The organism is Paenibacillus campinasensis (assembly GCF_002272015.1).
Classification (GTDB): domain Bacteria; phylum Bacillota; class Bacilli; order Paenibacillales; family Paenibacillaceae; genus Paenibacillus_AQ; species Paenibacillus_AQ campinasensis.
Genome location: NZ_NPBY01000049.1, coordinates 79,516 through 104,539 on the forward strand (window position 1 = coordinate 79,516; position 25,024 = coordinate 104,539).

Sequence of the window (25,024 nt, forward strand, 5' to 3'; positions counted from 1 at the left end):
ACATAATCCATAGGGATGACCGTTGAATCGGTGCCCGTTTTAATCGACCTGTGGACAATTTATAGACAGGGGGAAATTATCTATGATTCCGTTTCCTAAACCGGATGTGGAGCAATTTTTTCAAACCTACTTGATTCGGGCTTTCGGGGTCAGTGCGGATGAATCCAGGCTTGTGTTCACAAGCACGCTCAGCGGCAAATTCAATCTGTGGGCCATGGACTTGAATGAGGCCACAGCCTATCCTTACCCGCTCACATACAATGACCAGGTCAGCAGCTTTATCAAGCTGGACCCGGAAGGGCGGCATATATTGACAGCCTTTGACCGTGACGGCAATGAGAACTATCAGTTCCATGCGCTTCGCTGGAATGGCGGTCATCCGTTGCCGCTATTTGAGGGGGAGGACCCGGATACCAAGCATTACTTTGTTCATTTGTCGGAGGACGGCCAAAGGCTGTATTACTCCACCTCCAAGGATAATCCGTCCTTTCTGAATGCGCGGGTGTACAATCTCGTTACGAAGGAGGACAAGCTGCTGATTGAAGGGCAGGATGCGGCGACCGAGCTTGCTGCCGTAAGCCCGGATGAGCGTACAATGGTATATACAAAAGCATATGCCAATACCTACTATGTGAGCTATATTCTTCCTGAGGGCGGAGAGCCGCAGTGTCTGACGCCTGATCCGAATGTGACGCATATCGCGGGGGATCCTGTGTTTGCGGACAATGAGCGAGTCTATTTTGTCACCAACTATGATGCGGAATTCCCCTATGTGGCCGAGTACGATCTGGCAACCCGAAGCTTCAAGCCTCTCGTTCACATCGAGCGCGAGAGCGTGAGCCTGCTGCGCTGGCACAAGGCTTCCCGCACGCTGTATATCGTCACGGACAAAGGAGTGGAGGACCGGCTGTATGCATACTCGGTGGATCGCGGTGAGCTGACATCCATTTCCTTACCCGCGGATATTGTCGAACAATTGAATGTGACCCCGTCGGGCAATCTGTACCTGCTCGCCCGCGGTGCGGTCAAGCCGTACAATATTTATCGCTATGCGGATGGCGCATGGACGATGCTGACCCACAATGTGCTGACCGGCTTGACGGAGAAAGACCTTTCTTATCCGGATGTGGTCACCTATTCATCCTTTGACGGGATGGAGATTGAAGCGCTGCTGTACCGTCCGAATCCGGAGACGGCTAACGGCTACACGGTGTTTTGGCCGCACGGCGGACCTCAGGCTGCGGAGCGCAAGCAGTTCCGTGCCATGTTCCAGTACATCATTGCGCAGGGCTATCATATTTTCTGTCCGAACTTCCGCGGTAGCTCGGGCTATGGCAGCTCGTTTGTCAAAATGGTGGAGCAGGACTGGGGAGAAGGTCCGCGCAAGGACTGTCTTGCCGGCATGGACTGGCTGTTCGAGCAAGGCATCTCCAGCCCGGAGAAGCTGTTTGTGATGGGCGGCAGTTACGGCGGATATATGACCCTGCTCTTGGCCGGCCGGAATCCGGAATATTTCCGAGCTGCCATCGATATTGTCGGGGTGAGCAATCTGTTCACCTTCTACAACTCGGTTCCGGAACACTGGAAGCCGATGATGGAGCTGTGGATTGGGAATCCGGAGCGGGACAAGGAACGGTTTATCAAGGATTCCCCGATTACCTATCTGGATCATATGGTGAATCCGATGATGATCATTCAGGGCGCGAATGACCCGCGTGTAGTGAAAGAGGAATCGGACCAGATTGTTGAAGCGCTTCAGGCCCAGGGCCGGGATATCGAGTACTTGGTGTTCGATGATGAAGGCCACGGCATCACGAAGAAGGAGAACGAGAAGGTGGCTTACGCCCGAATCGTTGAATTTTTGAAACGCAATCATTAAGGGATGGCATATGTTACCCCTGTAGAATGGATCCGGTTAGCCCCTGAGGTGAAGCCGATCTGTTCTCGGGGGTTTTTCTATATTAACATCTTGGATGAGTTGACAGCTCTCATGCCCTCATGATATTCATAAGTGGTAAATATGGAAAAATCATGATTATCATCACTCATAGAGGAGTTGGCGCTGTGAAAGCCGGCAATCGGGTCTCGCCCGGGACCGTGATAAAACTTACGATGTTGTTCGCTTTGATCTGTATAACGATATTTGCAGCAATGGATCATATGCATCCCCATGAAGAAGTCATCACAACGGAACTGGTCGTTATGGAGAGGTTGGCGGATACCCCAAACACCGATGGAAGGTATGATACCGTAGGCTATTCTGTCATGGGCAGCACGACCAAGACCGTGACAGATCGAGCAGGTGCACTTCGTCAGCTTGAAAGTCAATCGGTGACGGATCATTATGACTTCCAGGGCCGGTATGAAGGCACCTATCTGGAACGAACACAGCATACGCTCCGGAGGCAAGCCGAAGCGGTCCAACAGACCGCAACACGAACCTCACCCGTTCATGATCCGGACAGGATTGAGGACTTTATAGCAAGCGGGCAGATAATTCAATGGATTGACCTCACAGCGGAAGAGGAGCAAGCATTGGCGGATCAAATCCAGGAGATGATGAATCAACTTTTCCCCCGATAAGATCACTTGCTACTCATAACGGACGAAAACTCCCAATACAATAAGGAATAAGACAGCAGAGCAAGGAGACAGATGTAGCGTAGTTTTAGCGCCGGTTGGATCAAAGCGTGGAAGAAGCCTTTGACGGAGTTGGAGGTGAAGTTAAGCGCACTTCTTGACGGCTTCTTGCGACACAAAAACCTTGAGGAGGAGTAAAATGAGAGCGTTAACAAGTCCCGAGGCGGCAAAAAACGGTTCTGGACAGGATTGGGGGCTTATTATTTGTACCGGCTGCAGTGATATTATCGACACGATGCCAACCGACGGTGTCAAAATTCTGTATGGCTACTGCGGCAATGAAGAATGCACGGGCAAACGCCGCGAGGATTAAGCAATCGGTCGTTCACATAACTGCGAATCAAGCATGCTTTCAGGTCTTTGACCTGGGAGCATGCTTTTTTTGATGACGGGTTCGTTCTAACAGCGGACGCAGCAGACATAGCGGACATCTAGATTCGTCATCATCGTTGCAGATTTTAGCCATAGTCTCTATCAATGACTGCTCCCCAAATGATTGATGCCCTTTATTGCCAATTTCAGGCGAAAATATGTTGCATATATAATATATATGACGTATTATATCCGCAAGCAGGAAAATAATGTGTACAAAATGAGAGCAAACAGCTGCGGCTACCAGGAGGGATCACTATCGAACTGACACCTAGACAGTTGGATATCGTCAATATCGTAAAAAAACACGCCCCGATCACCGGAGACCAAATCGCGGAAATGCTGAATGTCAGCCGGGCCACCCTGAGGACCGATTTATCCAAGCTGGTCATTCTGGATTATATCGATGCCAAGCCCAAGGTCGGTTATTTTCTAGGGAAACGGGGGACACCCGACCGGGAGGAGAAGCTTCGTCTGCTGGAGATGAAGGTAGGGGATGTGCACGGTGTTCCTGTCATCATCCGGGAGACGACAACGATTCATGAAGCGGTTGTGTCGCTGTTTCTTGAGAATGTGGGTACCCTCATCGTCACGGATGCGGATGGACATCTGGCCGGAATCGTGTCACGAAAGGACCTGCTCAAGGTAACGCTTGGCAATCCGTCGGCCTCCTCGATGCCGGTCAGCATGATCATGACCCGGCGCCCTAATGTGACCACAGTGCAGCCCGAGGATACCGTCCTCCATGCTGCTCGAAAAATTATCGCCCAGCAAATCGACAGTCTGCCGGTTGTCGTTCCTTCCGCTTCCGGGCAACCCGGCGAAAGCTGGAAGGTCGTTGGGCGAATTACAAAAACAAATATCATCAAAATGTTGCTCGATAGGGTAGCAGAGGAGTAGTGGGAGGAATGGGATGGATCAGTCATCGACGCATTTTATAGCGATATGTTCGGACTCGATTGGGGAGACGGCAGAGGCTGTCGTGCAGGCGACTCTGCGGCAGTTCGAGCTTCCGAATACGGAAATCAAGCGGTATATGAATGTGCGGGACGAGGAGGAACTGACCGCACTGATGGAGGAAGTGGCCCGGCGTGGCGGATTTGTCGCTTATACGCTGGTGCAGCCAGAGCTTCGGGAGGCGATGCGGGAGGAAGCGGTTCGGCTCAATATCCGTGCAGTGGATATTATGGGTCCGATGATGCAGGCATTTGCCGATACGTTCAACGATGATCCCAAGCGGCTGCCCGGCCTTCTTCATCGTCTGGACGACAGTTATTTTCGCCGGGTGGAGGCGATGGAGTTTGCTGTTCAGTATGATGACGGCAAGGATGTGAGCGCCATTCTTAAAGCGGATATTATACTGCTTGGCGTATCGCGGATATCGAAGACACCGCTGTCGATGTTTCTTGCACATAAAGGCTACAAGACGGTCAATTACCCGGTTGTGCCCGAGATGGCGCTGCCATCGCAGCTGCAGGAGGTGAAGCAGGGCATCATTATCGGTCTGACGATGGATGCCGAGCATCTGCTCAAAATTCGCAGCGAGCGGCTGAAGGTGATGGGGCTCCCGCATCAGGTGCAGTATGCAACGCTGGAGCGAATCCAAGAGGAGCTGGACTATGCGAAGCTGCTGTATAACGATCTTGGGTGTCCGGTCATCGATGTGACAGATAAAGCGATTGAAGAGTCTGCTGGACTAATTATGAATTTGATTCATCATAGATAAGGATTAGAGGAGGAGAGCGGCGATGGAGAGCCAACTGGCGCTTGAACTGGTAAGGGTAACGGAGGAAGCAGCACTGAGGTCGGCATTGTGGTCAGGCAGAGGAGACAAGAACAGTGCAGATGAGGCTGCCACTACCGGGATGCGGGAGCAGTTTGATTCGGTAGCGATGGATGGGGTCGTCGTGATTGGCGAAGGTGAGATGGATGAGGCCCCAATGCTCTACATCGGTGAACGAGTCGGCAATGGCCAAGGGCCGCAGATGGATGTGGCCGTAGATCCGCTGGAGGGAACCGAGACCGTAGCGAATGGTCTCAACAATGCGCTGTCCGTCATCGCCGCTGCACCAAGAGGCCAGCTGCTCCATGCCCCGGACATTTATATGCACAAGCTTGCAGCTGGCCCCGAGCTGGCAGGCAAGCTGAGCCTGGATGATCCAATTGAGCTGACGCTGCGGAAGGCATCGGCGATTCTGGGCAGACCGCTGTCCGAGATGACGGTATCGATCCTCGATCGGAAAAGGCACGAGGACATGATCAAGGCGCTCCGAAATGCCGGGGTGCGAATCAAACTTCTGACCCATGGCGATGTCATGGGTGCGATCGAGACTTGCCTGGATAACGAAGTTGATCTGTATGTCGGTTCAGGCGGTGCCCCGGAAGGGGTGCTTGCAGCCGCCGCACTGAAATGCCTTGGCGGCGAAATTCAGGGGAGGCTTATTCCGGAGACGGCGGAGGACTATGAGCGCTGCACGAGGATGGGACTGGAGCATCCTGAGCAGCTGCTGCAACTGGAGGATATGGTCGGCTCCGAGGGTGTCATGTTTGTCGCCACGGGAGTCACCTCAGGCGAGTTTCTGCGCGGGGTCAAATACTTGACGGGACAACGGGCGGAAACGCATTCGGTCATGATGTACTCGGGGACGCGAACGGTTCGTTATCTTCGCAGTGTCCATCATCGATTCCGGCATTCGGACCCCGTGGCCGAGGTCCGCACGCAAGCCGTCTCTTCCTTGTAAGGTCCCGGGCCTGAAGGGGCATCACAACCGGGTGCGAAGGAGCAGGAAGGATCAGCAGGATGGCACTGAACAACAACAGGAGCTATTGCCATGATGGGCGAGATGTTGTCCCATGCGCGATAGCTCCTTTTGCAGCTGTTATCAAGGTCATGTCAATTAAGGCTCCTGGCGCTTTTTGGCGCCGAGCATCATCCATACTCCGGCAAGAAGCAGCACAATTGCGATAAAAGGTTGTACAGCAGAGACGTATGTAAGCATAGGACCGATCGAGAACACAACAAAGAACAACAGGGACAGCACGGTCAAAATATTAATCGGAATCAGCAGAAACTTGTTGCGCGGCCCAAACCAGTAAAACTCAAACAGCCCCACTGCGGGAGCCAGAATGAACCCCGGCCACATGATATCCCAGCTGTCAAACAAGGTAGCAATCTGACAGATAACGCCCACCGTCAGCAGGACTCCGCCTGGAATGAGAAGGCCGACACCTTTAGCCCCTGTGAGCGAGAAATACATCCAATGGAACAGGACGCCGAGCGGAATGATAAAAATAGCGGCCCAGAAGTTCGAGAAGATGTTCCCCGCTTCAATAGAGCTTCCCTGGTTCATTAACAGAAAAACTCCGAGCACAATCAACAGTCCCGCCCCGAGTGTTTGTTTCTTCATGCAACTTGACCTCCTTTCTTATAAAGATTCGCCGAATGGCGTTGGCTAGAACAACCATATCATGCGGTTTCGTATTTGTCTTCCGTCCCGGGGGAAGTGTACACCTAGACCAAAGTCCAGTGACGTATAGATTGGGCATCCGCTGCTCAATCTAATTCATAAGGAAGGTTTAATCAAGGGACAACCCGTTTAATATTGTCACAGATAGCCAATAACTCTGATGAGGATGGTGAATGGCATGAGAATGTTCATGGTGAAGGTCATCGGAAATGGTGTCATCGTTGCAGGTTTGTTAATGCTGCTGGGGGGTGCATCGTTTATCGGTGCGGCAACAACGGCTCTGGCACTGACGATAATTGCATTTTTGCTTGGAGATTTAATTATTTTGCCCAGAACGAATAATGCGGCGGCCACGGCAGCGGATGCTTTTCTGGCGTTTATGCTGTTATGGGGCATTTCACGCACATCAGGCTGGGAGATCAGCATTATGGAGCTCATTCTGATCGTGGCTGTACTCGGTGTGTTCGAATTTATTTTCCACACCATGTTGTACCGGACGGGCTATTTTAGCGGAGCGCGCAAAATTCGCTTCTAAACTCATACTGAATCGTGCTTGAAAAAAAGACAGCTGCAGCTCCCTTGTATTAAGGGAGCAACACTGTCTTGTTTCATGAACTATGATATGAAATTGCGGTTCAGGCGGTCTTCTTCGTATACATGATGCCGACGGTTTGTGGCCCGCAGTGACTGCAAATGACGCAGCCGGCGGTCGAGATTTGAACTTCGCGGGCACCGCTCTTCGCTTGCAGCTCCTTCTGAAGGAAGAGGGCTTCCTCTTCAGCCATCGTATGAACAACAATGATAAGATCTTTATCCATCTGATCGATCTGGCTGAGGGCGTTGCTGAGCATTTGCTCCAGCGCCTTTTCCTTTTTGCCGCGAACCTTGTAAGCCGGGGTCATGCTGCCGTCAATGACCTTGATGACAGGCCTGATTTTGAGCAGGCTGCCGATGATATTTTGCATGCCCGAGCAGCGTCCGCCCTTATATAGATATTCGAGTGTGTCAATGACAAATTCACAGTCGACCTCGCCGACGGTCTTGGAGAGCAGCTCTACAATCTCCGGCATGGCAGCTCCGTTCTCGGCTGCCCGCACCGCTTTCATAACAAGCAGGCCGATGCCGCATGACAGGTTGCGGGAGTCGAATACGGTCACTCTTCCTTCCGGCAGCTCCGAGGCCGCAATCAGTGCGTTCTGGCATGTGGAGGACAGCTCGGTGGATATGCCGATGAACAGAATGTCATCTCCCTGTTCAATAAAAGGTGTGAAAGCAGAAATAAAGTCGGACGGGGAAGGAGCTGCTGTCTTCGGCAGTTTGCCTTCCTGATCCACGCGGGCGTATAGCTGCTCCGGCGTGATGTCGACGCCATCCCGCAGCGATTCATCGCCAAAAACGACATACAAAGGGACAATTCCGATATTATATTCCTTAATCCAGGAAGAAGGAAGGTCACAGGTGCTGTCGGCGAAGATTTTTATTTTTCCAGACATGAACATCTCCCTTTACTAGGTTACTTAACTAATAGAATAACTTGTTTGGTGTGAAAAAGGAATGATTGAAACATCCCTTCAGGGAGCAGCGCCGCGATCACGGCTGTTTCGGATTCTCGAGATAACGCTTGATAAAGGTTACCGACTGCTCAATGCGCTCCGCACCGTGGCTGATGCCTGCATAATATTCATTTCGAAGCAGCGGCAGCTGCTCTTCAAGCTGACTGCTCATCAGATCGATCAGTACGGGCACTTCCGGCCCGCCCTCTTCTATAGGAGCGGAGAGCATCTGCTCGGATGCCGTCAAATCTTTAAGTTCGCCTTGGAGGAGAGGCTCCAGGTTCTGCAGCATGCCTTGATGTCCGACCCAATTGAAGGCGTTCTCGTCCATGATATACATATCCGGCCGTTCGGTGGACAGCATAAGCAGCGCTTTTTGCAGCATGGCGGCGTCCTGCGGATTGCTAGAGTCAAGCGGAGGCACATAGGTCACCGTCACTTCGACCCGCTGCCATTCCGGGAACTGGTCCAGTATGGCTTCCTCAATCGGTGTGTAATCCGTGCCGGCATCCCCGAGCATGTAAGTCCCGAGGAACATGACGGACAAATCGACCGGAGGCAGGCTGGCCAGCCGCTGTTTCTCTTCCTGATGATTGATAAAGCTGATGATAGCATACACGAGAATTCCAATGACAGCGATTGCACCAAGAAGGTGAAATCTGTAATAACGAAGGAAATGATCGATCTTCTCTGCCGTTCCGGCAAAGCCCTTGAATTTGGCATAACGCTGCCGGGCCATTTCCTCTACTGATCGTCTGCGCTCTTCCTCCAGGATGAATTTGTACGCTTTTGTAATTTCGGAGAAGCGGGCTTCGATCTCTTCGGCGTTGTCCGGATTGCGGCGCTGTTCCGAACGAAACTGCTTCATCAGCAGCGTATAGCGTTCCTCAAGCTCCTCACGGGACGCATTTTCCGGTAAATTCAATCGTTCGTAGGCTTCTTTCATTGAATCCATGCGAGTCACCTCTTCTGTACTGTGAGAGTTTCCTAGTAACAGTATATAGTGAAGGGACTACCGGATACAAACGGATTCATGACTTTTTGACTAGAAATGCAAATAACCCGGAGAAATGAAACGGATCGGTATAAATCTGCTTCAAGCAAGTAAAGAAATCGGTTACAGTAGTATATGAACAAGAAGGCACCGAAATGTAATGCATAAGCGTAACCTAGGTTCATATCCAAAATCCGCTTAGGTTCGATAATTGAAAGGAGATGAAAGGCTTATGACGGACCAGGCTCATGCCCAAGCCGCAAGAACCCCGAAGATGCTGATTGAGGAAATGAACCGGACGAGAACGCCGCAGGATACGGCAGCCGTCTGGTTTCTCGGACAGGAGAGCGTCGTTATCAAGGGGGGAGACCGGATCATCTATGTTGACCCGTACCTGTCGGATGAACTTGAGCAGAAAGCCGGGATACAGCGTGCTTATCCTGCTCCGCTGTCCCCGTCCGATGTCGGAAATGCCGACGCGGTTCTGATTACGCATGAACATGACGATCATATGGATCTGACCACGATTTCCGTTATAGCGAAACAGAATCCCCGCACGATCTTTGTGGCCCCGGGATGCTGTCATGCCGCCATGCGCGAAGCGGGAGTGGCGGAAGACCGTCTCTATGCCGCGGAATGCGACCGCTGGAAGGATTACGACGGCTTTCGCCTCAAGCCGATTCCGGCCGCCCATGAGGAGCTGGAGGAGACGGAGCACGGGCATCGTTATGTCGGTTACATGATCGATATGAATGGGGTGATGATCTACCATGCTGGCGACACCGTTGTATATCCCGGGCTCTTGGAGCGTCTGCAGGAGCAGCCGATTGATATCGGGATGGTTCCGATCAACGGCGGCGATGCTTTCCGCAGACAGGACGGCATCGTGGGCAATATGGATTTTCGTGAAGCGGTGAAATTAGCCTCTGCGGCCAAATTTGATCTTACGATTCCGCTCCATTACGATGTGTTTGCGTGGAACGGGGAACGGCCGGGATATTTCATAGATTATTGCTATGAGTATGATCCGTACCTGAAAACAAAGGTTATGGCCCGAACCGAACGGCTGATCTATGTGAAGGATTAAAATGAAGAGCTGCCCCTCGTCGAGAAATGTTTTTGAAATGACAAGCATATGATTAGACATGCCTGAAAAATGGAGATGTGGGAAATGCTGTCATTTCGAAAGCATGTCATTATTGTCCTCGGAAGCTTTCTGATTGCAATGGGCACGGATTTTTTCCTTGTCCCGCATAAAGTGCTGGACGGCGGGGTGATCGGGATCGCCTTGATTGCCAATTATGTGCTGGGTCTTCATATCGGGTTTGTCATTATTCTGTGCAGTATTCCGATGTTCGCGGCAGCCTGGATTCTGAACCGCGAAATCTTCTATAACAGTCTGTCAGGCATGCTGATATCCTCGTTTGTTATTGATCTTCTCTCTTCTTTCCGAGCAGACTTCCTAGATCTGTTTGCCCCGGGCGCATTTCCAAGCGCGCTGCTCGGCGGGTCGTTGATCGGGACAGGCCTTGGAATTATGCTGAGGAATAATGCAAGCACCGGGGGGACCGACCTGCTGGCGCATTTTCTCTCCCGCTATGTCCGGCTTAATGTCGGCGTCATTATTCTGCTGATGGATCTGGTCATTATCGGGATCGGGGGAGTGTTGCTGTCAGGCAGCACGTTTGCCTATTCACTCTGCACCATAATTGCCGGAGGAATAGCTACGGGGCTAATTACGTTAAACAGAACTTCATGGCATCATAAATAACCGTGCCTTCCGCTGCAAGTCCGGGAAGTGCACGGTTATTTCATTTCAAGGGGTCAGCCGCGGGCCTTGGCCTTCTTGAAGGCTGTAGCTTTGTCGAAAGCTTTCATATACGCATCCGCCTTGTCTGCAATCAGATCATAGTTTCCGGTCTTGAGCGCATCCTTGGTCAGATCGGACCCGATGCCGACCGCGAAGGCGCCGGCCTGAATCCATTCATGGAGATTATCCAGATTGACTCCGCCGGTTGGCATAATATTCGCCTGCGGCAGAGGTCCCTTCAGCGACGGAATGACAGATGGGGAATAGAGGTTGCCAGGAAACAGCTTCACGACGTCCACCCCGAGCTCCAGGGAAGCGACGATATCATGAACGGTTACCGCGCCTGGCATAACCGGAACGCGATATCTGTTGCAGAGCATAATGGTGTCACGGTCGAACCCGGGGGAGACCACGAATTCTGCACCGGCCAGAATTGTAATTCTGGCTGTCTCCGAATCCAGCACGGTGCCCGCCCCGATGATGGCGTAATTGTCCGCTTCAGGATCGCTGGAGGTGTACTTCTTGGCAAGTGCGGTAATCGCTTCGTTGGCAAAAGGAACGGTCATTGTCACTTCGATCACTTTAATACCGCCTTCGATTGCTTTCTCTGCCATACGGATAACTTCCTCCGGGGAATCTCCTCTCAAGACGGCAACAACGCCGGCATCTTGGATCTGTTGGATCAGTCTTAGCTTTTTCATAGATTCATGCTCCTTTAATCGGTTTGTCATAATAAGGTCAAGACGCGACTGCGGTTAGCCTGCAAGCGATCATCAAGGAAATCACGGGGCTTAGCGCTCGATATGGGCTGTAAGACCGCGCCGCTGCTCCACTTCATCCCAGGTCGGAAGCGCCTCCCAGTCGCCCATCGCTTGAATCACCATCGATCCGGTCAAGCCACCAAGCGACAAGGCTTCTTCCGGCGACCAGCCCTTGGCGATGCCAGCCAGGAAGCCGGCACAGAATCCGTCACCTGCTCCTACGGTATCTACCACATGCTCGACCTTTTCAAACGGAAGGGAAATGGTATCGCTTCCATTGAGAAGTACATTGCGGTCCCCGATGCTCTTGATCACGGTCATCGCTGGGAATTCTCGCAGCCGGCGAATGATCTCGCGCTCATCCTCGGTTTCAAACAGCAGCTTGCATTCGTCGTATCCGGGCAGGAAGTAGTCGCAGGACTGGGCGAGCTCCAGCAATACCGGCCGTGCCTGCTCGATGCTCCACAGCTTAAGCCGCAGGTTCGGATCGAAGCTTAGCTTGACCCCTCGCTCCTTGCAGACGGCAATGACGTGGCGAATGGTCTCCAGACAGCTGCTGCTGAGCGCGGCCGTAATGCCTGTGAAATGCACAATGCGGGCTTGCCCTATGTATTCAGGATCAATGTCGTCAGGCGTCATCACGCTGGCAGCAGATCCGGCCCGGTAATAATAGACGGAGGATTGTCCGCGAACGGTCTGCCGGAGCATCAATCCTGTCGGCGCCTTGTCCGTCTGTTTGGCCGCAGTGACGTCGACACCTTCGCCGCGAAGCGTCTTTAATATGCCGGTTCCGATCGGGTCCTGTCCGAGCTGACCGAACCACCCGGAACTACAGCCCAGTCTGGCCAGGCCAATGGCGAGGTTGCTCTCTGCACCGCCAAACGATTGGGCCATGCTGCCGCCTTGTCCGATCCCCCGGGCGCCTTCCGGATAGAATAACCCCATCGACTCCCCGAATGTAATCACATCGAACTTGCGATTGCCTAATGCCATAAGTTCTACCCCCTTATTCAATTCCGTTATGTAACACTTTACCTTGCGCAGAAGGAGAACTCAATATCAAATGTTGCACACCTGAAAACCCCCTGCTAAGCGGAGCAGGGGGATGGGGATAGCGCCTTGTTGTATCGTTGGCGGGTCGCAATCACTCTTTCAATGTGCTGCGCTAGAAGTCCTTGTATTGGGGCTCCTCTTGCTCGAGCTGCTGCACTCGCTGCGCAATTTGATCCACAATTTGCTGAGTTTGCGACGCCGCTTGTGTGAAGACATTTTTGGCATTTTGGTCCTGGGTGGATAAGGCGAATTGTTCAAGGCTTGCCTGGGCACTCTTTAAAGAGGCGAGGCAGGTTTTGACATCTGAAGCCACTGTCATCTCTCGTTCAGCTCCTTTCCTGTTTCATAATGTGATACATTTCAGTCGGATCCATGCATAAACGATCATTCGGATTTTTCCACCCTAGGTCGGCCGGTTTCAGAATGAATTATACAGATATTGCTCTGTCGATTGTTCAAAGATGGGAGGTTGGACTCATGCCTGTATGGCTTGAAGTCTCGGCAAGAACGCTGGTAGCGGCAATCGCACTTTTTCTGCTGACGAAACTGCTGGGCAAGCGGCAGGTTTCCCAGTTATCTTTATTTGAATACTTGACCGGGATTACGATGGGTAACCTGATTGCTTACGTGTCGCTGGATGTGCAATCGAACTGGTATTTGGGGCTGATTGCGCTGGGGGTATGGGGCGGCATCTCGCTGTTGACGGAATACGCGCAGATCAAGAGCAAGAAGGCGAGAGATTTTATCGGCTTCAAATCTACCGTTCTCATCAAGGATGGCAAGGTGCTGGAAGACAATATGCGAAAAGAGCGTCTGTCAGCAGACGAATTAATGGAGGAGCTTCGGAAGAAAAACATATTTAAGCTCGCTGATGTCGAGTTTGCGCTAATGGAAGGAAGCGGGGAGATTAACGTTCTGCTGAAGCGGGAGAACCAGTCGCTCACCCCCAAAACTATGGGCATTCAGGTTGGTCCCGAGAAGCCGTCTTAGATTGTGGTGATGGACGGTAGGGTGATGACAGAACCGCTGCGAATGATGGGCTATACGGAAGGCTGGCTTCGCGATCAGCTGGCCAAGCACCAGGCGAAGATCGAGGATGTATTTCTGGCACAGGTGGACACTTATGGCGAGTTAACGGTGGATCTGTATGATGATATGCTTCAGACGCCGCAGTTCCATGAACGGCAGCTGTTATTCGCCAATCTCAAGAAGAGCCAGGCGGATCTTGAATTGTTCAGCCTCAGTACGACGAATGAAGATGCCAAAACGATGTATGAGAACAGTGCCAAGCAGCTGATGGATATCATTAAAAAGGTGAAGCCGCTTTTGCATAACTGACAAATTCCCAAGTAATAATTTGATTTTGCGTGGAATAGGATATTTTTGTGTATTAACCAAGGGAGCAAACCGGGGATTGCTTAGGAGCCGGGTGTCGGCCGACTCCTGGGACAGCAGACGATGCTAGTAAAAGGGCGGTTAATTGCCGCTTGCTCCTGCCAGACGTAAGAAATAGATTCTTCTTTAACGGGATGGATCTATTTCTTATTATGGAAAGCAAGAATGGACACGACCAGAGTGGCGAACGAAATCATTAAGGTTAAGGCTTCATTCACAGCCATTCTCTTCACCTCCTATTCTGCCACCCTTTAGCTGCTGGTCTACTGTAGTATATGATATGCCAATTACTTACAATAAAAGAACTGATTTTCAGAAAGCGTTATCGAAAGAATTCATAATTGTGCATGCCAAGTTGTGGATGTCCCGGAGGAGAGCAATTTAACCCGTCCAACTTGGCGTTTTTTTTCGATCTTTATCGCGTAGAGCGTGGATTCTTCCATGAGGACAAGGGTCTAACGATAAGCAGAGATACATCTTGATTCAGCTTAGACCAGAAGAGCAAGCCACTGCACGTTCGTGCGGCGGCTTGCTCTTTCTGGTGCTTCAGAGAATTGTCGTTGATGGGTGCTTTCCTATTAAAACTGATGTGCAGCTTGCTCTCCGCGAGCCGTAACCTTCCAGCTGCTGACCGGTGAAGCTGACAGTTTCGGATTTCGTCTGATATAGTCCTGAACCAGCTCGGCCATTTCGGTTGCGAGCTCCAGCCGGACAGGCTTCCCTACATACATCGAATAGTCCCCGCCCCCAGCGGCGCGATAGTTGTTCATGACAACGGCATAGGTCGCTTCCATATCCAGCGGGATGCCGCCGCGCTCCAGCTTCACTACCCGGCTGCCTGGCGTTCTTCCGATATCGAGCACATACTCGATCCCCGCCCACATATCGTAATTGAAATGCTGCGGCTTTGGCGTGGTAAATGCCGGGTTTACCCTTATAGCGCCATCTTCGCTCAGCTGAAAATAAAGTGCGGTTTGCTCCAGGGCATCGCGGATGTCTTGCCCTTTCAGCTCCAGCACCGTCAATGTGTTGGGATAGATGAAATTGGACAGCACGTCGCGTACGGTTATTTCCCCTTTGAAGCCCGGGGAGCTTTCGCTTAGCAGTGCCGTGCAGGATATTTCTGCACCTGTTGCCTCCATCTGAACCTGATGAACCAGATCGATAAAGGGATGAGCGGCCAGGCGGAGTTCATAGGCACTGGCTATGGAAAGGTCAGCCTCGGTGTGGCCGATCGGCTGATCCAGCCACTGCTGGGTGCTGTGCTCCAGCTCGTCGGTCAGCCTCATGATCATGGGATCCGGTGGCAATTGCTTCTCTGGGAACAGGAGACGGGCCTGTTTCTGCCGAATTCGCCACTTGCCGCCGGGCAGCTGTTCCAGCTCGACAGAGACATGGCCTGCCGCCGTTCCTCCGGAACCGGGCTGTACAACCGTAACACCGTCAATCTCTTCGGCCAGCAGCCGGTGCTGGTGACCGGTGAGCAGCACATCGATTCCCCTGACATCCCGAGCCATGGCATATGCCTGATTTTCTCCCGTCAGCCGCTCCGTCGGCTCGCCGTTGACAGGATCACACTCCAGCCCGCCATGATAGCAGACGATTAGGAGGTCCGGATTCTCCTGCTCACGAATCCGCTCTACCCAGATTTGAACCGTTTCCAGCGCGTCCTTAAAGGCCAAGCCTTCAATGTGATCCGGCTGCTCCCAGTTCGGAATGTAGTGGGTGGTGACGCCAAGCAAGGCAACCTTGATACCAGGGGGCAGTTCCTTAATGAGATAAGGGGGGCCAAAAGCGGGTTCACCGGTGGCTGTTTCCACAATATTGGCTGACAGCCAGGGGAAGCGGGAGCTTAGGACAGCCTTGCGCAGCAGGGCTTGTCCATAATTGAACTCATGATTGCCGATGACCGCCGCGTCGTAGGCCAACTCGTTCAGGGCAAGGATGCACGGGTGACTGAATTCGCCCTGGCTGGCAGCGCTCGCCGCGGCAAGTGCCGCCAGCGGTGAGCCCTGGATCAGATCTCCGTTGTCAATGAGCAGCAGCTCTGGGGATTGTTCTCGCAGCGCCCTGATCCGGGACGCCAGCATGGCCAGACCTGTGGAGACAGGCTTGTTGGTGCTGTAATTAACGGGACGAATGGCACCGTGAAGATCGCTGGTTACCACGATGTCGCATGTGAAACGACGGGGTTGCTCTTGAATGGTCATTCTCGCAGCTCCTTATTTGCGAATTCAGTATGCTGAAGCTATTCTAGCAGATTGCGTCTGAACTGACAGCATGTCCTATAATTTTACATAATTATGATTTTTGTTTCACATTCCGTAAATAAATGGAACTTATAGTAGACGAGTAATAAAAAATAGAACTCATTTGGAGGGTTTAGATTGAAGAAGTCTGTATTGTTTTTACCTTTGTTGCTCATGGTACTGCTCGTGAGTGCATGCGGCGGTAACAACACATCCACAGGTGCGACAGACACTGGGAGCACGAGCAACGGTTCAGCGTCCGAACCAGCCAGCACTCCTGCGGAAACCGAAGCGGAAGCCCCGGTTGGCTATGTTCCGACTGAACTGACGGTTCAATTCGTTCCATCCCAAAATGCCGACACGCTGGAAGCGAAAGCAAAGCCGTTGGAGAAATTGCTCGGGGATCGCCTGAACATTCCGGTAAAGGTCAGCGTATCGACAGACTATAACACGATCATTGAAGCGATGGCCTCCAAGCAGGTTGACGTAGGTTTCCTGCCGCCAACGGCTTATGTGCTGGCTAAAGAGAAGGGCGCTGCAGAAGTGATTTTGCAGGCTCAGCGCTATGGTGTTGACGATGCCACGGGAGCCCCGACAGAAGAACTTGTAGATTCTTATAAATCGATGCTGATTGTGAAGAAGGATTCGCCAATTCAGTCGCCAGCCGATCTGAAAGGGAAGAAGATTGCTTACCAGAACGTAACCTCTTCTGCCGGATATGTATGGCCAGCTGCGCTGCTGATGGACAACGGTCTGGACCCGCTGCAGGATGTAACGCCGGTAACGGTAAAAGGGCATGACCAAGGCGTAATCGCCGTTCTGAACGGTGATGTGGATGCAGCCGCGATCTTCCAGGATGCGCGCAACACGGTCGTCAAGGACTACGCGTCGGTATTTGAGGATACACGGGTACTGGCATTTACGGAGCCGATTCCGAATGACACGATCTCCGTGCGCACAGATATGAATCCGGAATGGTCGGAGAAAATTACGCAGGCCTTTATCGACATCGGCAACGATCCTGAAGGCCGCAGCATTATCCAGGACATCTACACCCACGAAGGCTATGTCAAGTCCGATGACAGCAACTTCGAAATTGTCCGTGAATACAACAACAAAGTAAAAACGGAATAGCGGTCATTCGCCGCAGCAGGTATAAGGACAGCGGACAAGCCGGTTCAGCGTCAAACGCGCTGTACTGGCTTGTCTCATTCTATTTCTCTGTTCGTTCTGTCCGCTTGCTGACGGCAAGTTTCTTATTATTTTTGGAAAGAAGGAGTTAATCATGATCGAGCTGCACAATGTATCCAAGGTGTATCCGAACAACACCAAAGGCTTGAATAATATTAATCTGAGGTTCGATAAGGGAGAGTTTGTAGCTGTGGTGGGGTTGTCGGGAGCGGGCAAATCGACGCTGCTGCGATCCATTAACCGACTTCACGATATAAGCGAAGGCGAAATCCTGATCGAAGGGAAATCGATTACGGCCGCCAAGGGCAAGGCGCTGCGGCTGATTCGACGCGACATCGGGATGATCTTCCAAAGCTTCAACCTCGTCAAGCGATCCAGCGTACTGCGCAATGTGCTGGCCGGGCGGGTCGGCTATCATTCAACACTGCGCACACTGCTTGGCAGATTTCCGAAGTCTGACATCGAGCTGGCGTTTGAAGCGCTGGAGCGGGTCAACATTTCAGAAAAGGCTTATACCCGTGCGGATCAGCTCTCGGGCGGACAGCAGCAGCGTGTGGCCATTGCGCGCGTGCTAGCGCAAGAGGCAAAAATCATTCTGGCCGACGAGCCGGTCGCTTCCCTTGATCCGCTAACGACCAAGCAGGTTATGGATGACTTGAAGCGGATTAACAGTGAGCTCGGCATTACAATGATTGTGAATCTTCATTTTATTGATCTGGCGCGGGAATATGCGACGAGAATTGTAGGGCTGCGCGCAGGTGAAGTGGTGTTTGACGGGCCGGTCTCCGAGGCGACGGACGAGCGGTTTGCTGAAATCTATGGCCGGCCGATCCAGCAGGATGAGCTGTTGGGGGAAGTGACGACAGCATGAAAACACCTCTTCCTACGTCAGCCAAGTCCGCGATACACCCTTCCAAGCCGCCGACTCGAATGAAGCACGGGCTGACCGCCGTGATTATTCTGGTGCTCATCTGGGCAAGTGCCGTCCAGACGGAGGCGAGCTTCAGCAAGCTGGTGATCGGACTGCCCAACATGCTGGACCTGCTCCGGGATATGTTTCCTCCGCGCTGGAGTTATTTTAAGAACATCACAAACGGCATGCTGGAGACAATCCGAATGGCTTTGATCGGCACGACGATTGGCGGACTGCTGGCGATTCCGGTAGCGGTTCTGTGTGCGGGCAATTTAATGCCCAGCCGGTGGATCTATTTTCCAGCGAGATTCGTGCTCAATCTTGTCCGGACGATTCCGGATTTGCTGCTGGCCGCGTTATTCGTAGCCGTATTTGGCCTCGGGCCGGTTCCCGGCATTCTGGCATTGGCGGTCTTCTCGGTCGGGCTGATTGCCAAGCTGACCTATGAGTCGCTGGAAACGATAGACAAGGGGCCGCTCGAAGCGATGCGATCGGTGGGGGCAACCGGCACCCAGCTGATCATCTTTGGCGTTGTGCCGCAGGTAGCTGCCCAGTTTACGTCGTATGTGCTGTATTGCTTTGAAATCAATGTGCGTGCAGCCGCTATCCTGGGCCTTGTCGGTGCCGGAGGGATCGGGCTGTATTATGAGGCGACCCTGGGCTTTCTGGAATATGACAAGACCAGTGTCATTATTCTGTTCACGCTTGCGATTGTGTTGGTGATCGACTATGTAAGCATGAAGCTGCGGGAGAAATTATTATGATGAAAAATGGGACAACTGTCATCCGCAAACCGCGGAAAAATCCATATCGTTGGCTGATTTATATCGCGCTCGTGCTGTTGTACGTGTGGGCGTTCTCCGGAGTTCCGTTTACGGGGTTCAAGGAAACAGCCGGACAAATTATGCGGTCGATTGTTGCAGGCATCTTCTCGCCTGACTGGAATTATGTGTATCTCCCGGAGGGGGAGGATCTGCTGCGCGGATTGATGGACACGCTGGCCATCTCGATTCTGGGGACAGTGATTTCGGCTGTGATCTGCATTCCGTTTGCCTTCTGGGCTGCGCGCAACATAAGCCGGTTTCGCTTCATCTCCGGTTCCGGTAAAATGGTGCTCAGCTTCATCCGTACCTTTCCAGAAATTATCATGGCGTTGCTCTTTATCAAAGCGGTTGGCCCTGGCTCCTTCGCCGGTGTGCTTGCACTCGGCTTGAACTCGATCGGCATGCTGGGCAAGCTGTATGCCGACGAGGTGGAAGCGATTGACCCCGGGCCGTCCGAGGCGCTGATGGCATCGGGAGCGAATCGGCTTCAGCAGCTATGGTATGCGGTCGTGCCGCAGGTGCTGCCCGGCTTCCTGAATTATACACTGTACCGCTTTGAAATCAATGTGCGCTCAGCTACCATTCTGGGAGTTATCGGTGCTGGCGGTATCGGCACGCCGCTGATCTTTGCGCTCAGTACGCGAAACTGGCCGCGCGTTGGCATCATTCTGCTTGGTATCATTGTCATGATTACGATAATTGATCTCATTTCCGGTTATATTCGCAAGAAGCTTGTATAAGCGGAGGCAGGCTTATCGCTTGATCATTCCAAGCTTCCGGACCAAGGGTCAGGGAGGCTGTATGTAATGTTATACAGAATGACCAAAGGTCGAAGACATGGCTGCAGTGCGAGCCTGGCTTCGACCTTTTAGGTTGTGTGGATTTATTAACGGATAGGGGATGGAATGGTTACTATTTGCTTGTACAGGGTGACGATAAGACGATAAGTCAAGTCAGATGTTAACTGGCCAGATCCCACTCCAGCTCTTCCGGCGAGCTGTGAAGCGTCGATGGCTGTGCCAGTGCAAAATCGGCCAGATCCCGCGGTTTCAGCTGGTATGTGTTTCTGAAGATCGATGACACGCCAGTAATGCTGACTTGCTGCCCTTCCCGGTAAGGGAAGGAGGATTGCGACAGACCGGTGCGAGCATCGACGCGAACGAGCGTTACAGCCCCGTCAGCTGCGACGGCATTGAATTCAAACGAGCCTGCGGGCGCTGCACTTTGAATGTTGCGGATGGTCACATTTTGAAGCTGAACAAGCTGGCCCTGATTTTGCTCGTGAATGGAAGTTACCCGTACCGGTGCAGGGAGGGAGGCGCTCCCGTTTTTCTCAATCGAGATCAGGTCAGTCAGCTCGAGCTCCGAGTTGTACAGTGTAGTCGGCGCCGTAATTTTCACGCGGTCTCCTTGGTTGAACCCGGTTGCGTTTTGAAATACGTAGATGCCGGCCGTTTGGTCCTGAATGTAGAAGCCTTGTCCGCCGAAGCTGCCCGGCTTGGTCGTAATGACACCCTCTACAGTCACGGTGGAGCCGACAGCGCGGCTGCGCGCTTCAGCGATGGATAGCAGGGAAGGAACCGGATTCTCAAGGCCTGGAAGCGGCTCGGCCGGCACGTTCGCGATCGTTACCGACTGTGTAATCAGATTGTTGCCGTTCAGCCGCAGGCGAAGATTCGCTGCACCATTCGTTCCAGGGCGGATGCGTACGGTCAGATCCGTGTATGCTCGTCCGCTGCTGTCGGAGGTCAGGCTGAATGGGGCGCTGTAGCCATAGGATGTCGGCCAGCTGCCGTTTGCATTTTGTACCATCGCCACCTGCGTGCCTCCGGTAAGGTAAATCCCGGCTGTGAATCCGGATACCGTTGTATTTGGCGGCATACGCTCTGCCACGACACGAATTTGGAAATCGGCTGCGTTTGGAAGCACATTTTGCTTCACGAAGTCGTAAGTAACGACGGGTGGTGCTTCGGGACCGCCATAGGAGCCCGGTTTGAAGGTAGAACGATCATACCATTTATAGCCTGCAGCCGGTGCAGACCAAGGTTCAGGCTGCGGTTCGGTCGAAGCGGAAGGAATCTCGAACGGATGCAGAGCGGTCACTGGATCAAGCTCCAGTCCGTTGACATCGGCCAGGCTCGTGTAGTTCTCTTTCTCAGAGAGCCAGTTGATCAGATTGACGAGGAGAACAGCATCATCCGCTTCCTTGAATCCGTCATACGTCGTTTTCCGAGCGCCGTTTTCTTCGCGCAAGTATTTCGGTGTAGCATCTTCCACTGGCGAGGAATCGCCGATAAATGCCGCTTTACCCGCACCTACCTTGGCAATGGCGACATAAGGGCCTTCGGCGAAGCCGCCTCCGTTGTACACCCCTTGATCGACTGCGTTAGGCCAGGCCGCTTGGGTTTGAGGCAGATAAACGATGCCTTTGGCTTTGGTTGGATCGGTAATCGCCAAGGTAGAACCGGCATGCATGGCTACAGCCGATACCCCTTGCGTGATGCCAAACGATTGGCTAGGGGATACAATCTGATTGGCCGTCACGTCGCCAAGCGCGTTATAGCGGAAGCGGACGCCAAAATTATCCGACAGCCAGTCCGAGCTGACAACGCCCTGCATCGCCTCGGAATTGCGCTCCTCAAGGCTCATGCCTTTCGTCGGATTATCCCATGCACCGCGGCGGTAACCGTTCATCGACTCGGATCCGTCCCAGCGGTTTTTGTTGCGGTCGGCATTGTAATGGTCGCCGATAAAGAAGATGCTGCCGCCTTCCTGAACATAACGCACCATCGCCGCCTGTTCGGAAGCTTTGAAAGGAATGTTCGGCTCGGCAATAACAAAGACGTCGTAATCTTTCAAGTCATCATACGTAAAGGGAGTTAGCTTTCGCAGTTCTTTTACATAAAACCCGTCGTTTGCAAGAGCATGTCCAAAGTCGGAAAATCCGCCATCAATGACCCAGTCTGCAGCCCCGGCGGTTTGAGCATGCGTGTTGTCGAATAGCACCTTCTTGCCTGCGTTGTGATTCACAACCTTGGCTTCGATATACGGTGCCGGGTCGCTAGGCCCTTCGGCATGAATCTGCTCCAGGCTGTCCCATAGCAGGCTTGCTTGAAGCGGCAAAGCTAACGAAAATGCGAGAACAAGCTTCAACCATTTTGACTTGATCCATGTCATACTCACGGATGATATCCCTCCCACTTCAAATGAATTCGTCTTTCGAACTCATTCTAGCAATTGAATATCGATTTAAATTCCATATATATGTAAATTTTGGAGGGAGAATTGTAAAAAATAACAGAAAGAGGAACGGGAGCCGACGCCTGGTTTAGGCATGGGCCCCCGTTTTGCGGGATGTTGATGTTCTCAGCTTCTTCAACAGCGGTTTCTGGATCCGCGGGAAGATGATGCGCAGCAGCAAGTAAATCAAGAAAGTAAAGATGATGCTGTTCACGATGGAGCCGATCGCAAAGTTCAGGCCCATATGGCCGAATTTACCAACATAGTCCGTCTCGACCGTGTACTCCGTATAGTCCGTTTCGGGAACGGGAGCCGAGATCGCTTCGTGAATTTCAAACGTTTCGGGTGAAGATCCGAGCAGATGAATCAGTACGCCCATTCGGTAATTCAGATAGAACAAGGCCGGCCAAATAAAGGATCCGAGAGATGCAGCGAGAATGGCAGCCGGAATATTGCCGCGAAAGACGCGGGTTAACACCATGGACAACACCATGCCGATTCCGAACGTAGGATACCAGCATGGGAAGAAGCCCCAAGCAAAGCCGATTGCGATACGATGGTTGCTGTTTTTCATACGAAGCAGTCTGAGGATGTAATACTTCAGTTGTCGGCTGTATTTGCGGTACAAAGTGTAGCCTCCCGGAAAATAATATAGAAGCAAATCCTTATAGTATTTATTATATACGATTTCATGTTCAAGCTTCCGTCATTATACCGCTAACGATGTCGAATGAACAGAGATTTTGAATCGTTAAGCGCTTTCTGAAATCTATGTTTTTGTAAGTTGACGTCGTGGACATTTTTGAATGATTGTGAATGATTATGAAATAATATGATTGTTTTTTGCGGGTTTTATGGTACGATAGAAATCGGAGGGGGATTCAAATGCTGACAGAAGAGAGATACCGAATCATATTAGAGCGCTTACAAGAGCGCGGTGTCGTAAAGCTTCAGGAGTTGGTTGAACTGCTGGGAGCTTCGGAATCAACGGTCAGGCGGGATTTGATCGACCTTGAAGAACGCCGAATGTTAAAGCGTATTCATGGCGGGGCCGCGTTGCCTGGTGACAAGATGCTGGAGCCCGGCATGGACGAGAAATCTTCCAAAAACATTCAAGAAAAAAACACTATCGCAAAATTGGCAGCGGAGTTAGTGAGGGATGGCGAAAGCATCTATTTGGATGCGGGGACAACGACCCTTGCGATGATTCCATTCATAAAAGCAAATAATATTACCGTAGTGACCAACGGTCTGTCTCATATTGAAGCGTTGGTGAGCAAGCGCATCAAGAGCTATTTGCTGGGCGGGATGATGAAGATGCATACAAAGGCTGTCATCGGCAGCATAGCCTTGCAGAATATGGACAACTTTCGCTTTGACCGCTGCTTTCTGGGCGCCAATGGCGTGGATCCTGAGATGGGATATACGACACCGGATCCCGAGGAAGCGCTTGTTAAGCGGCGGGCCCATCAGTTATCGGCAACAAGCTACGTCCTGGCAGATTCCAGCAAAATAGGCGAGGTGTCTTTTGCCAAGCTGCTGGATATGAATGAAGCCGTGCTGATTACGGAATCCTTATCCGCGTCGTGGAGAAAGGTCATTTCACAGAAAACCAAAATAATTGAGGGATCATGATGATATATACAGTAACATTGAATCCTTCCATCGATTACGTCGTGGAAGTAGAAGAGCTGCAGCTAGGCGGCCTCAATCGAATGACACGGGATTTAAAGTTTCCCGGCGGCAAGGGGATTAATGTATCCAGGGTGCTGGGACAACTCGGTGCGGAGAATACGGCGCTTGGTTTTTTGGGCGGATTTACGGGCCGCTTCGTGGATGAGACGTTAACGAAGGGCGGTATCCGCACTGATTTTGTCACGATCCAGGATGATACGCGAGTCAATATTAAGCTCAAGCATGGAGATGAGACCGAGGTGAACGGTCTGGGGCCGATGATCCGGGAAGAGGAGGCAGAGGAGCTTGTTCATAAGCTATCCCGGATTCGTGAAGGAGACATCGTGGTGCTGTCGGGGAGCGCGCCGCCGTCTCTCGGTTCAGATTACTATGATCGCTTAACTTCGGTGTGCAGCACAACCGGTGCTGATTTTGTCATCGACACAACCGGGGAAGCGCTTCTCAAAGCTTTGAAACATAAACCGCTGCTTGTGAAACCGAATCATCATGAGCTCGCCGAATTGTTCGGTGTGGCGATGGAGACGCAGCAGCAGCTAGTCACCTACGGCCGAAAGCTGCTGGATATGGGCGCCCAGCATGTTCTTGTATCGATGGCAGGAGAAGGAGCGCTCTTGATTACAGCGGATCGGGTATTCCATGCGGATGTACCTGCCGGTGCGGTTCGCAATTCCGTAGGGGCAGGGGATTCCATGATTGCCGGGTTTGTAGGAACATTGGCGCTTGGCCAAGGGCTAATGGAGGCTTTTCGAACCGGCGTTGCTTCGGGAAGCGCGACAGCGTTCTCCGACGATCTGGCGACAAGAAGCCGGATCGAAGAGCTTTGTCCGCAGGTGAATATAACCGAGTGGTGATGCAGGCTTTCATATA

General features: G+C 52.2%; 24 protein-coding genes and 2 pseudogenes. 16 read left to right on the forward strand and 10 right to left on the reverse strand.

Annotated elements, in window-relative coordinates; genetic code table 11:
• Window positions 1-82: 82 nt before the first annotated feature.
• The 6 genes from CHH67_RS16905 (at window position 83) to glpX (ending at window position 5,753) form a co-directional block, all read left to right on the forward strand.
• Window positions 83-1,879 carry a S9 family peptidase gene (locus CHH67_RS16905; protein WP_095266376.1) on the forward strand — a complete coding sequence of 599 codons (1,797 nt, stop codon included), beginning with the start codon at window positions 83-85 and terminating at the stop codon, window positions 1,877-1,879.
• Window positions 1,880-2,064: 185 nt separating this feature from the next.
• On the forward strand, window positions 2,065-2,583 hold the full coding sequence (locus tag CHH67_RS16910; protein WP_095266377.1) for a hypothetical protein: 519 nt from the start codon (window positions 2,065-2,067) through the stop codon (window positions 2,581-2,583).
• 196 nt (window positions 2,584-2,779) lie between these two features.
• Complete coding sequence (locus CHH67_RS16915) at window positions 2,780-2,953, forward strand: GapA-binding peptide SR1P (RefSeq protein ID WP_095266378.1); 174 nt, start codon at window positions 2,780-2,782, stop codon at window positions 2,951-2,953.
• A 338-nt stretch (window positions 2,954-3,291) separates the two neighbouring features.
• Window positions 3,292-3,912: a helix-turn-helix transcriptional regulator gene (locus CHH67_RS16920; RefSeq protein WP_176475614.1), complete on the forward strand. Its 621-nt coding sequence runs from the start codon at window positions 3,292-3,294 to the stop codon at window positions 3,910-3,912.
• Between the two features lie 13 nt (window positions 3,913-3,925).
• Window positions 3,926-4,738 carry a pyruvate, water dikinase regulatory protein gene (locus CHH67_RS16925; RefSeq protein WP_095266380.1) on the forward strand — a complete coding sequence of 271 codons (813 nt, stop codon included), beginning with the start codon at window positions 3,926-3,928 and terminating at the stop codon, window positions 4,736-4,738.
• 22 nt (window positions 4,739-4,760) lie between these two features.
• The gene (glpX, locus tag CHH67_RS16930; RefSeq protein ID WP_095266381.1) at window positions 4,761-5,753 is read left to right on the forward strand and encodes a class II fructose-bisphosphatase; all 993 of its coding nucleotides are present in this window, start codon (window positions 4,761-4,763) and stop codon (window positions 5,751-5,753) included.
• Window positions 5,754-5,909: 156 nt separating this feature from the next.
• Here glpX and CHH67_RS16935 read toward each other — a convergent pair whose 3' ends face one another.
• A complete protein-coding gene (locus CHH67_RS16935) occupies window positions 5,910-6,419 on the reverse strand; it encodes a hypothetical protein (RefSeq protein WP_095266382.1) in 510 nt (169 codons plus the stop codon).
• 238 nt (window positions 6,420-6,657) lie between these two features.
• Between CHH67_RS16935 and CHH67_RS16940 the strand changes: the two genes are divergently transcribed.
• Window positions 6,658-7,014, forward strand: a complete 357-nt coding sequence (locus CHH67_RS16940) for a DUF2512 family protein (RefSeq protein WP_095266383.1) — start codon at window positions 6,658-6,660, stop codon at window positions 7,012-7,014.
• A 100-nt stretch (window positions 7,015-7,114) separates the two neighbouring features.
• Here CHH67_RS16940 and CHH67_RS16945 read toward each other — a convergent pair whose 3' ends face one another.
• Both CHH67_RS16945 and CHH67_RS16950 read right to left on the reverse strand, forming a co-directional pair.
• A complete protein-coding gene (locus CHH67_RS16945; RefSeq protein ID WP_095266384.1) occupies window positions 7,115-7,972 on the reverse strand; it encodes a DegV family protein in 858 nt (285 codons plus the stop codon).
• Window positions 7,973-8,069: 97 nt separating this feature from the next.
• Entirely contained in the window at window positions 8,070-8,987 is a 918-nt protein-coding gene (locus tag CHH67_RS16950) for a J domain-containing protein (RefSeq protein ID WP_095266385.1), read from the reverse strand.
• 271 nt (window positions 8,988-9,258) lie between these two features.
• Between CHH67_RS16950 and CHH67_RS16955 the strand changes: the two genes are divergently transcribed.
• The gene (locus CHH67_RS16955; RefSeq protein WP_095266386.1) at window positions 9,259-10,113 is read left to right on the forward strand and encodes an MBL fold metallo-hydrolase; all 855 of its coding nucleotides are present in this window, start codon (window positions 9,259-9,261) and stop codon (window positions 10,111-10,113) included.
• 84 nt (window positions 10,114-10,197) lie between these two features.
• Window positions 10,198-10,797, forward strand: a complete 600-nt coding sequence (locus CHH67_RS16960; protein WP_095266387.1) for a YitT family protein — start codon at window positions 10,198-10,200, stop codon at window positions 10,795-10,797.
• A gap of 53 nt (window positions 10,798-10,850) precedes the next feature.
• Here the strand turns inward: CHH67_RS16960 and CHH67_RS16965 are convergent, their stop codons facing one another.
• The 3 genes from CHH67_RS16965 to CHH67_RS16975 all read right to left on the reverse strand — a co-directional run bounded on the left by CHH67_RS16965 (window position 10,851) and on the right by CHH67_RS16975 (window position 12,969).
• Entirely contained in the window at window positions 10,851-11,537 is a 687-nt protein-coding gene (locus CHH67_RS16965) for a bifunctional 2-keto-4-hydroxyglutarate aldolase/2-keto-3-deoxy-6-phosphogluconate aldolase (protein WP_095266388.1), read from the reverse strand.
• A 90-nt stretch (window positions 11,538-11,627) separates the two neighbouring features.
• Window positions 11,628-12,590, reverse strand: a complete 963-nt coding sequence (locus tag CHH67_RS16970) for a sugar kinase (protein WP_095266389.1) — start codon at window positions 12,588-12,590, stop codon at window positions 11,628-11,630.
• Between the two features lie 172 nt (window positions 12,591-12,762).
• A complete protein-coding gene (locus CHH67_RS16975) occupies window positions 12,763-12,969 on the reverse strand; it encodes a DUF1657 domain-containing protein (RefSeq protein WP_095266390.1) in 207 nt (68 codons plus the stop codon).
• A 158-nt stretch (window positions 12,970-13,127) separates the two neighbouring features.
• Here CHH67_RS16975 and CHH67_RS16980 point away from each other — a divergent pair.
• A pseudogene (locus tag CHH67_RS16980) lies at window positions 13,128-13,988 on the forward strand (DUF421 domain-containing protein).
• Between the two features lie 197 nt (window positions 13,989-14,185).
• On the opposite strand, the gene CHH67_RS27220 reads toward CHH67_RS16980, so the two are convergent.
• Together CHH67_RS27220 and CHH67_RS16985 are read right to left on the reverse strand one after the other, a co-directional pair.
• Window positions 14,186-14,269, reverse strand: a complete 84-nt coding sequence (locus CHH67_RS27220; RefSeq protein WP_369680154.1) for a putative holin-like toxin — start codon at window positions 14,267-14,269, stop codon at window positions 14,186-14,188.
• Between the two features lie 354 nt (window positions 14,270-14,623).
• Window positions 14,624-16,255, reverse strand: coding sequence for a bifunctional metallophosphatase/5'-nucleotidase (locus CHH67_RS16985; RefSeq protein ID WP_095266391.1), 1,632 nt, complete (start codon window positions 16,253-16,255; stop codon window positions 14,624-14,626).
• Between the two features lie 213 nt (window positions 16,256-16,468).
• On the opposite strand from CHH67_RS16985, the gene CHH67_RS16990 reads away from it, so the two are divergent.
• From CHH67_RS16990 to phnE (CHH67_RS17005), 4 genes are all read left to right on the forward strand, one after another.
• A complete protein-coding gene (locus CHH67_RS16990) occupies window positions 16,469-17,428 on the forward strand; it encodes a phosphate/phosphite/phosphonate ABC transporter substrate-binding protein (protein WP_483406831.1) in 960 nt (319 codons plus the stop codon).
• Window positions 17,429-17,579: 151 nt separating this feature from the next.
• Window positions 17,580-18,356, forward strand: coding sequence for a phosphonate ABC transporter ATP-binding protein (gene phnC, locus CHH67_RS16995; RefSeq protein WP_095266393.1), 777 nt, complete (start codon window positions 17,580-17,582; stop codon window positions 18,354-18,356).
• Window positions 18,353-19,162, forward strand: coding sequence for a phosphonate ABC transporter, permease protein PhnE (phnE, locus tag CHH67_RS17000; protein WP_095266394.1), 810 nt, complete (start codon window positions 18,353-18,355; stop codon window positions 19,160-19,162). The genes phnC and phnE (CHH67_RS17000) overlap by 4 nt, the downstream gene beginning before the upstream one ends.
• Window positions 19,159-19,962 carry a phosphonate ABC transporter, permease protein PhnE gene (phnE, locus tag CHH67_RS17005; RefSeq protein ID WP_095266395.1) on the forward strand — a complete coding sequence of 268 codons (804 nt, stop codon included), beginning with the start codon at window positions 19,159-19,161 and terminating at the stop codon, window positions 19,960-19,962. The genes phnE (CHH67_RS17000) and phnE (CHH67_RS17005) overlap by 4 nt, the downstream gene beginning before the upstream one ends.
• Before the next feature lie 280 nt (window positions 19,963-20,242).
• Here phnE (CHH67_RS17005) and CHH67_RS17010 read toward each other — a convergent pair.
• Together CHH67_RS17010 and CHH67_RS17015 are read right to left on the reverse strand one after the other, a co-directional pair.
• A pseudogene (locus tag CHH67_RS17010) lies at window positions 20,243-22,399 on the reverse strand (DUF5689 domain-containing protein); the annotation flags it as partial.
• 151 nt (window positions 22,400-22,550) lie between these two features.
• Window positions 22,551-23,090 carry a DUF2062 domain-containing protein gene (locus tag CHH67_RS17015; protein ID WP_095266396.1) on the reverse strand — a complete coding sequence of 180 codons (540 nt, stop codon included), beginning with the start codon at window positions 23,088-23,090 and terminating at the stop codon, window positions 22,551-22,553.
• Window positions 23,091-23,347: 257 nt separating this feature from the next.
• On the opposite strand from CHH67_RS17015, the gene CHH67_RS17020 reads away from it, so the two are divergent.
• Window positions 23,348-24,097: a DeoR/GlpR family DNA-binding transcription regulator gene (locus tag CHH67_RS17020; protein WP_095266397.1), complete on the forward strand. Its 750-nt coding sequence runs from the start codon at window positions 23,348-23,350 to the stop codon at window positions 24,095-24,097.
• Window positions 24,097-25,008, forward strand: coding sequence for a 1-phosphofructokinase (pfkB, locus tag CHH67_RS17025; protein ID WP_095266398.1), 912 nt, complete (start codon window positions 24,097-24,099; stop codon window positions 25,006-25,008). The genes CHH67_RS17020 and pfkB overlap by 1 nt, the downstream gene beginning before the upstream one ends.
• The last annotated feature ends 16 nt before the right edge of the window (window positions 25,009-25,024 follow it).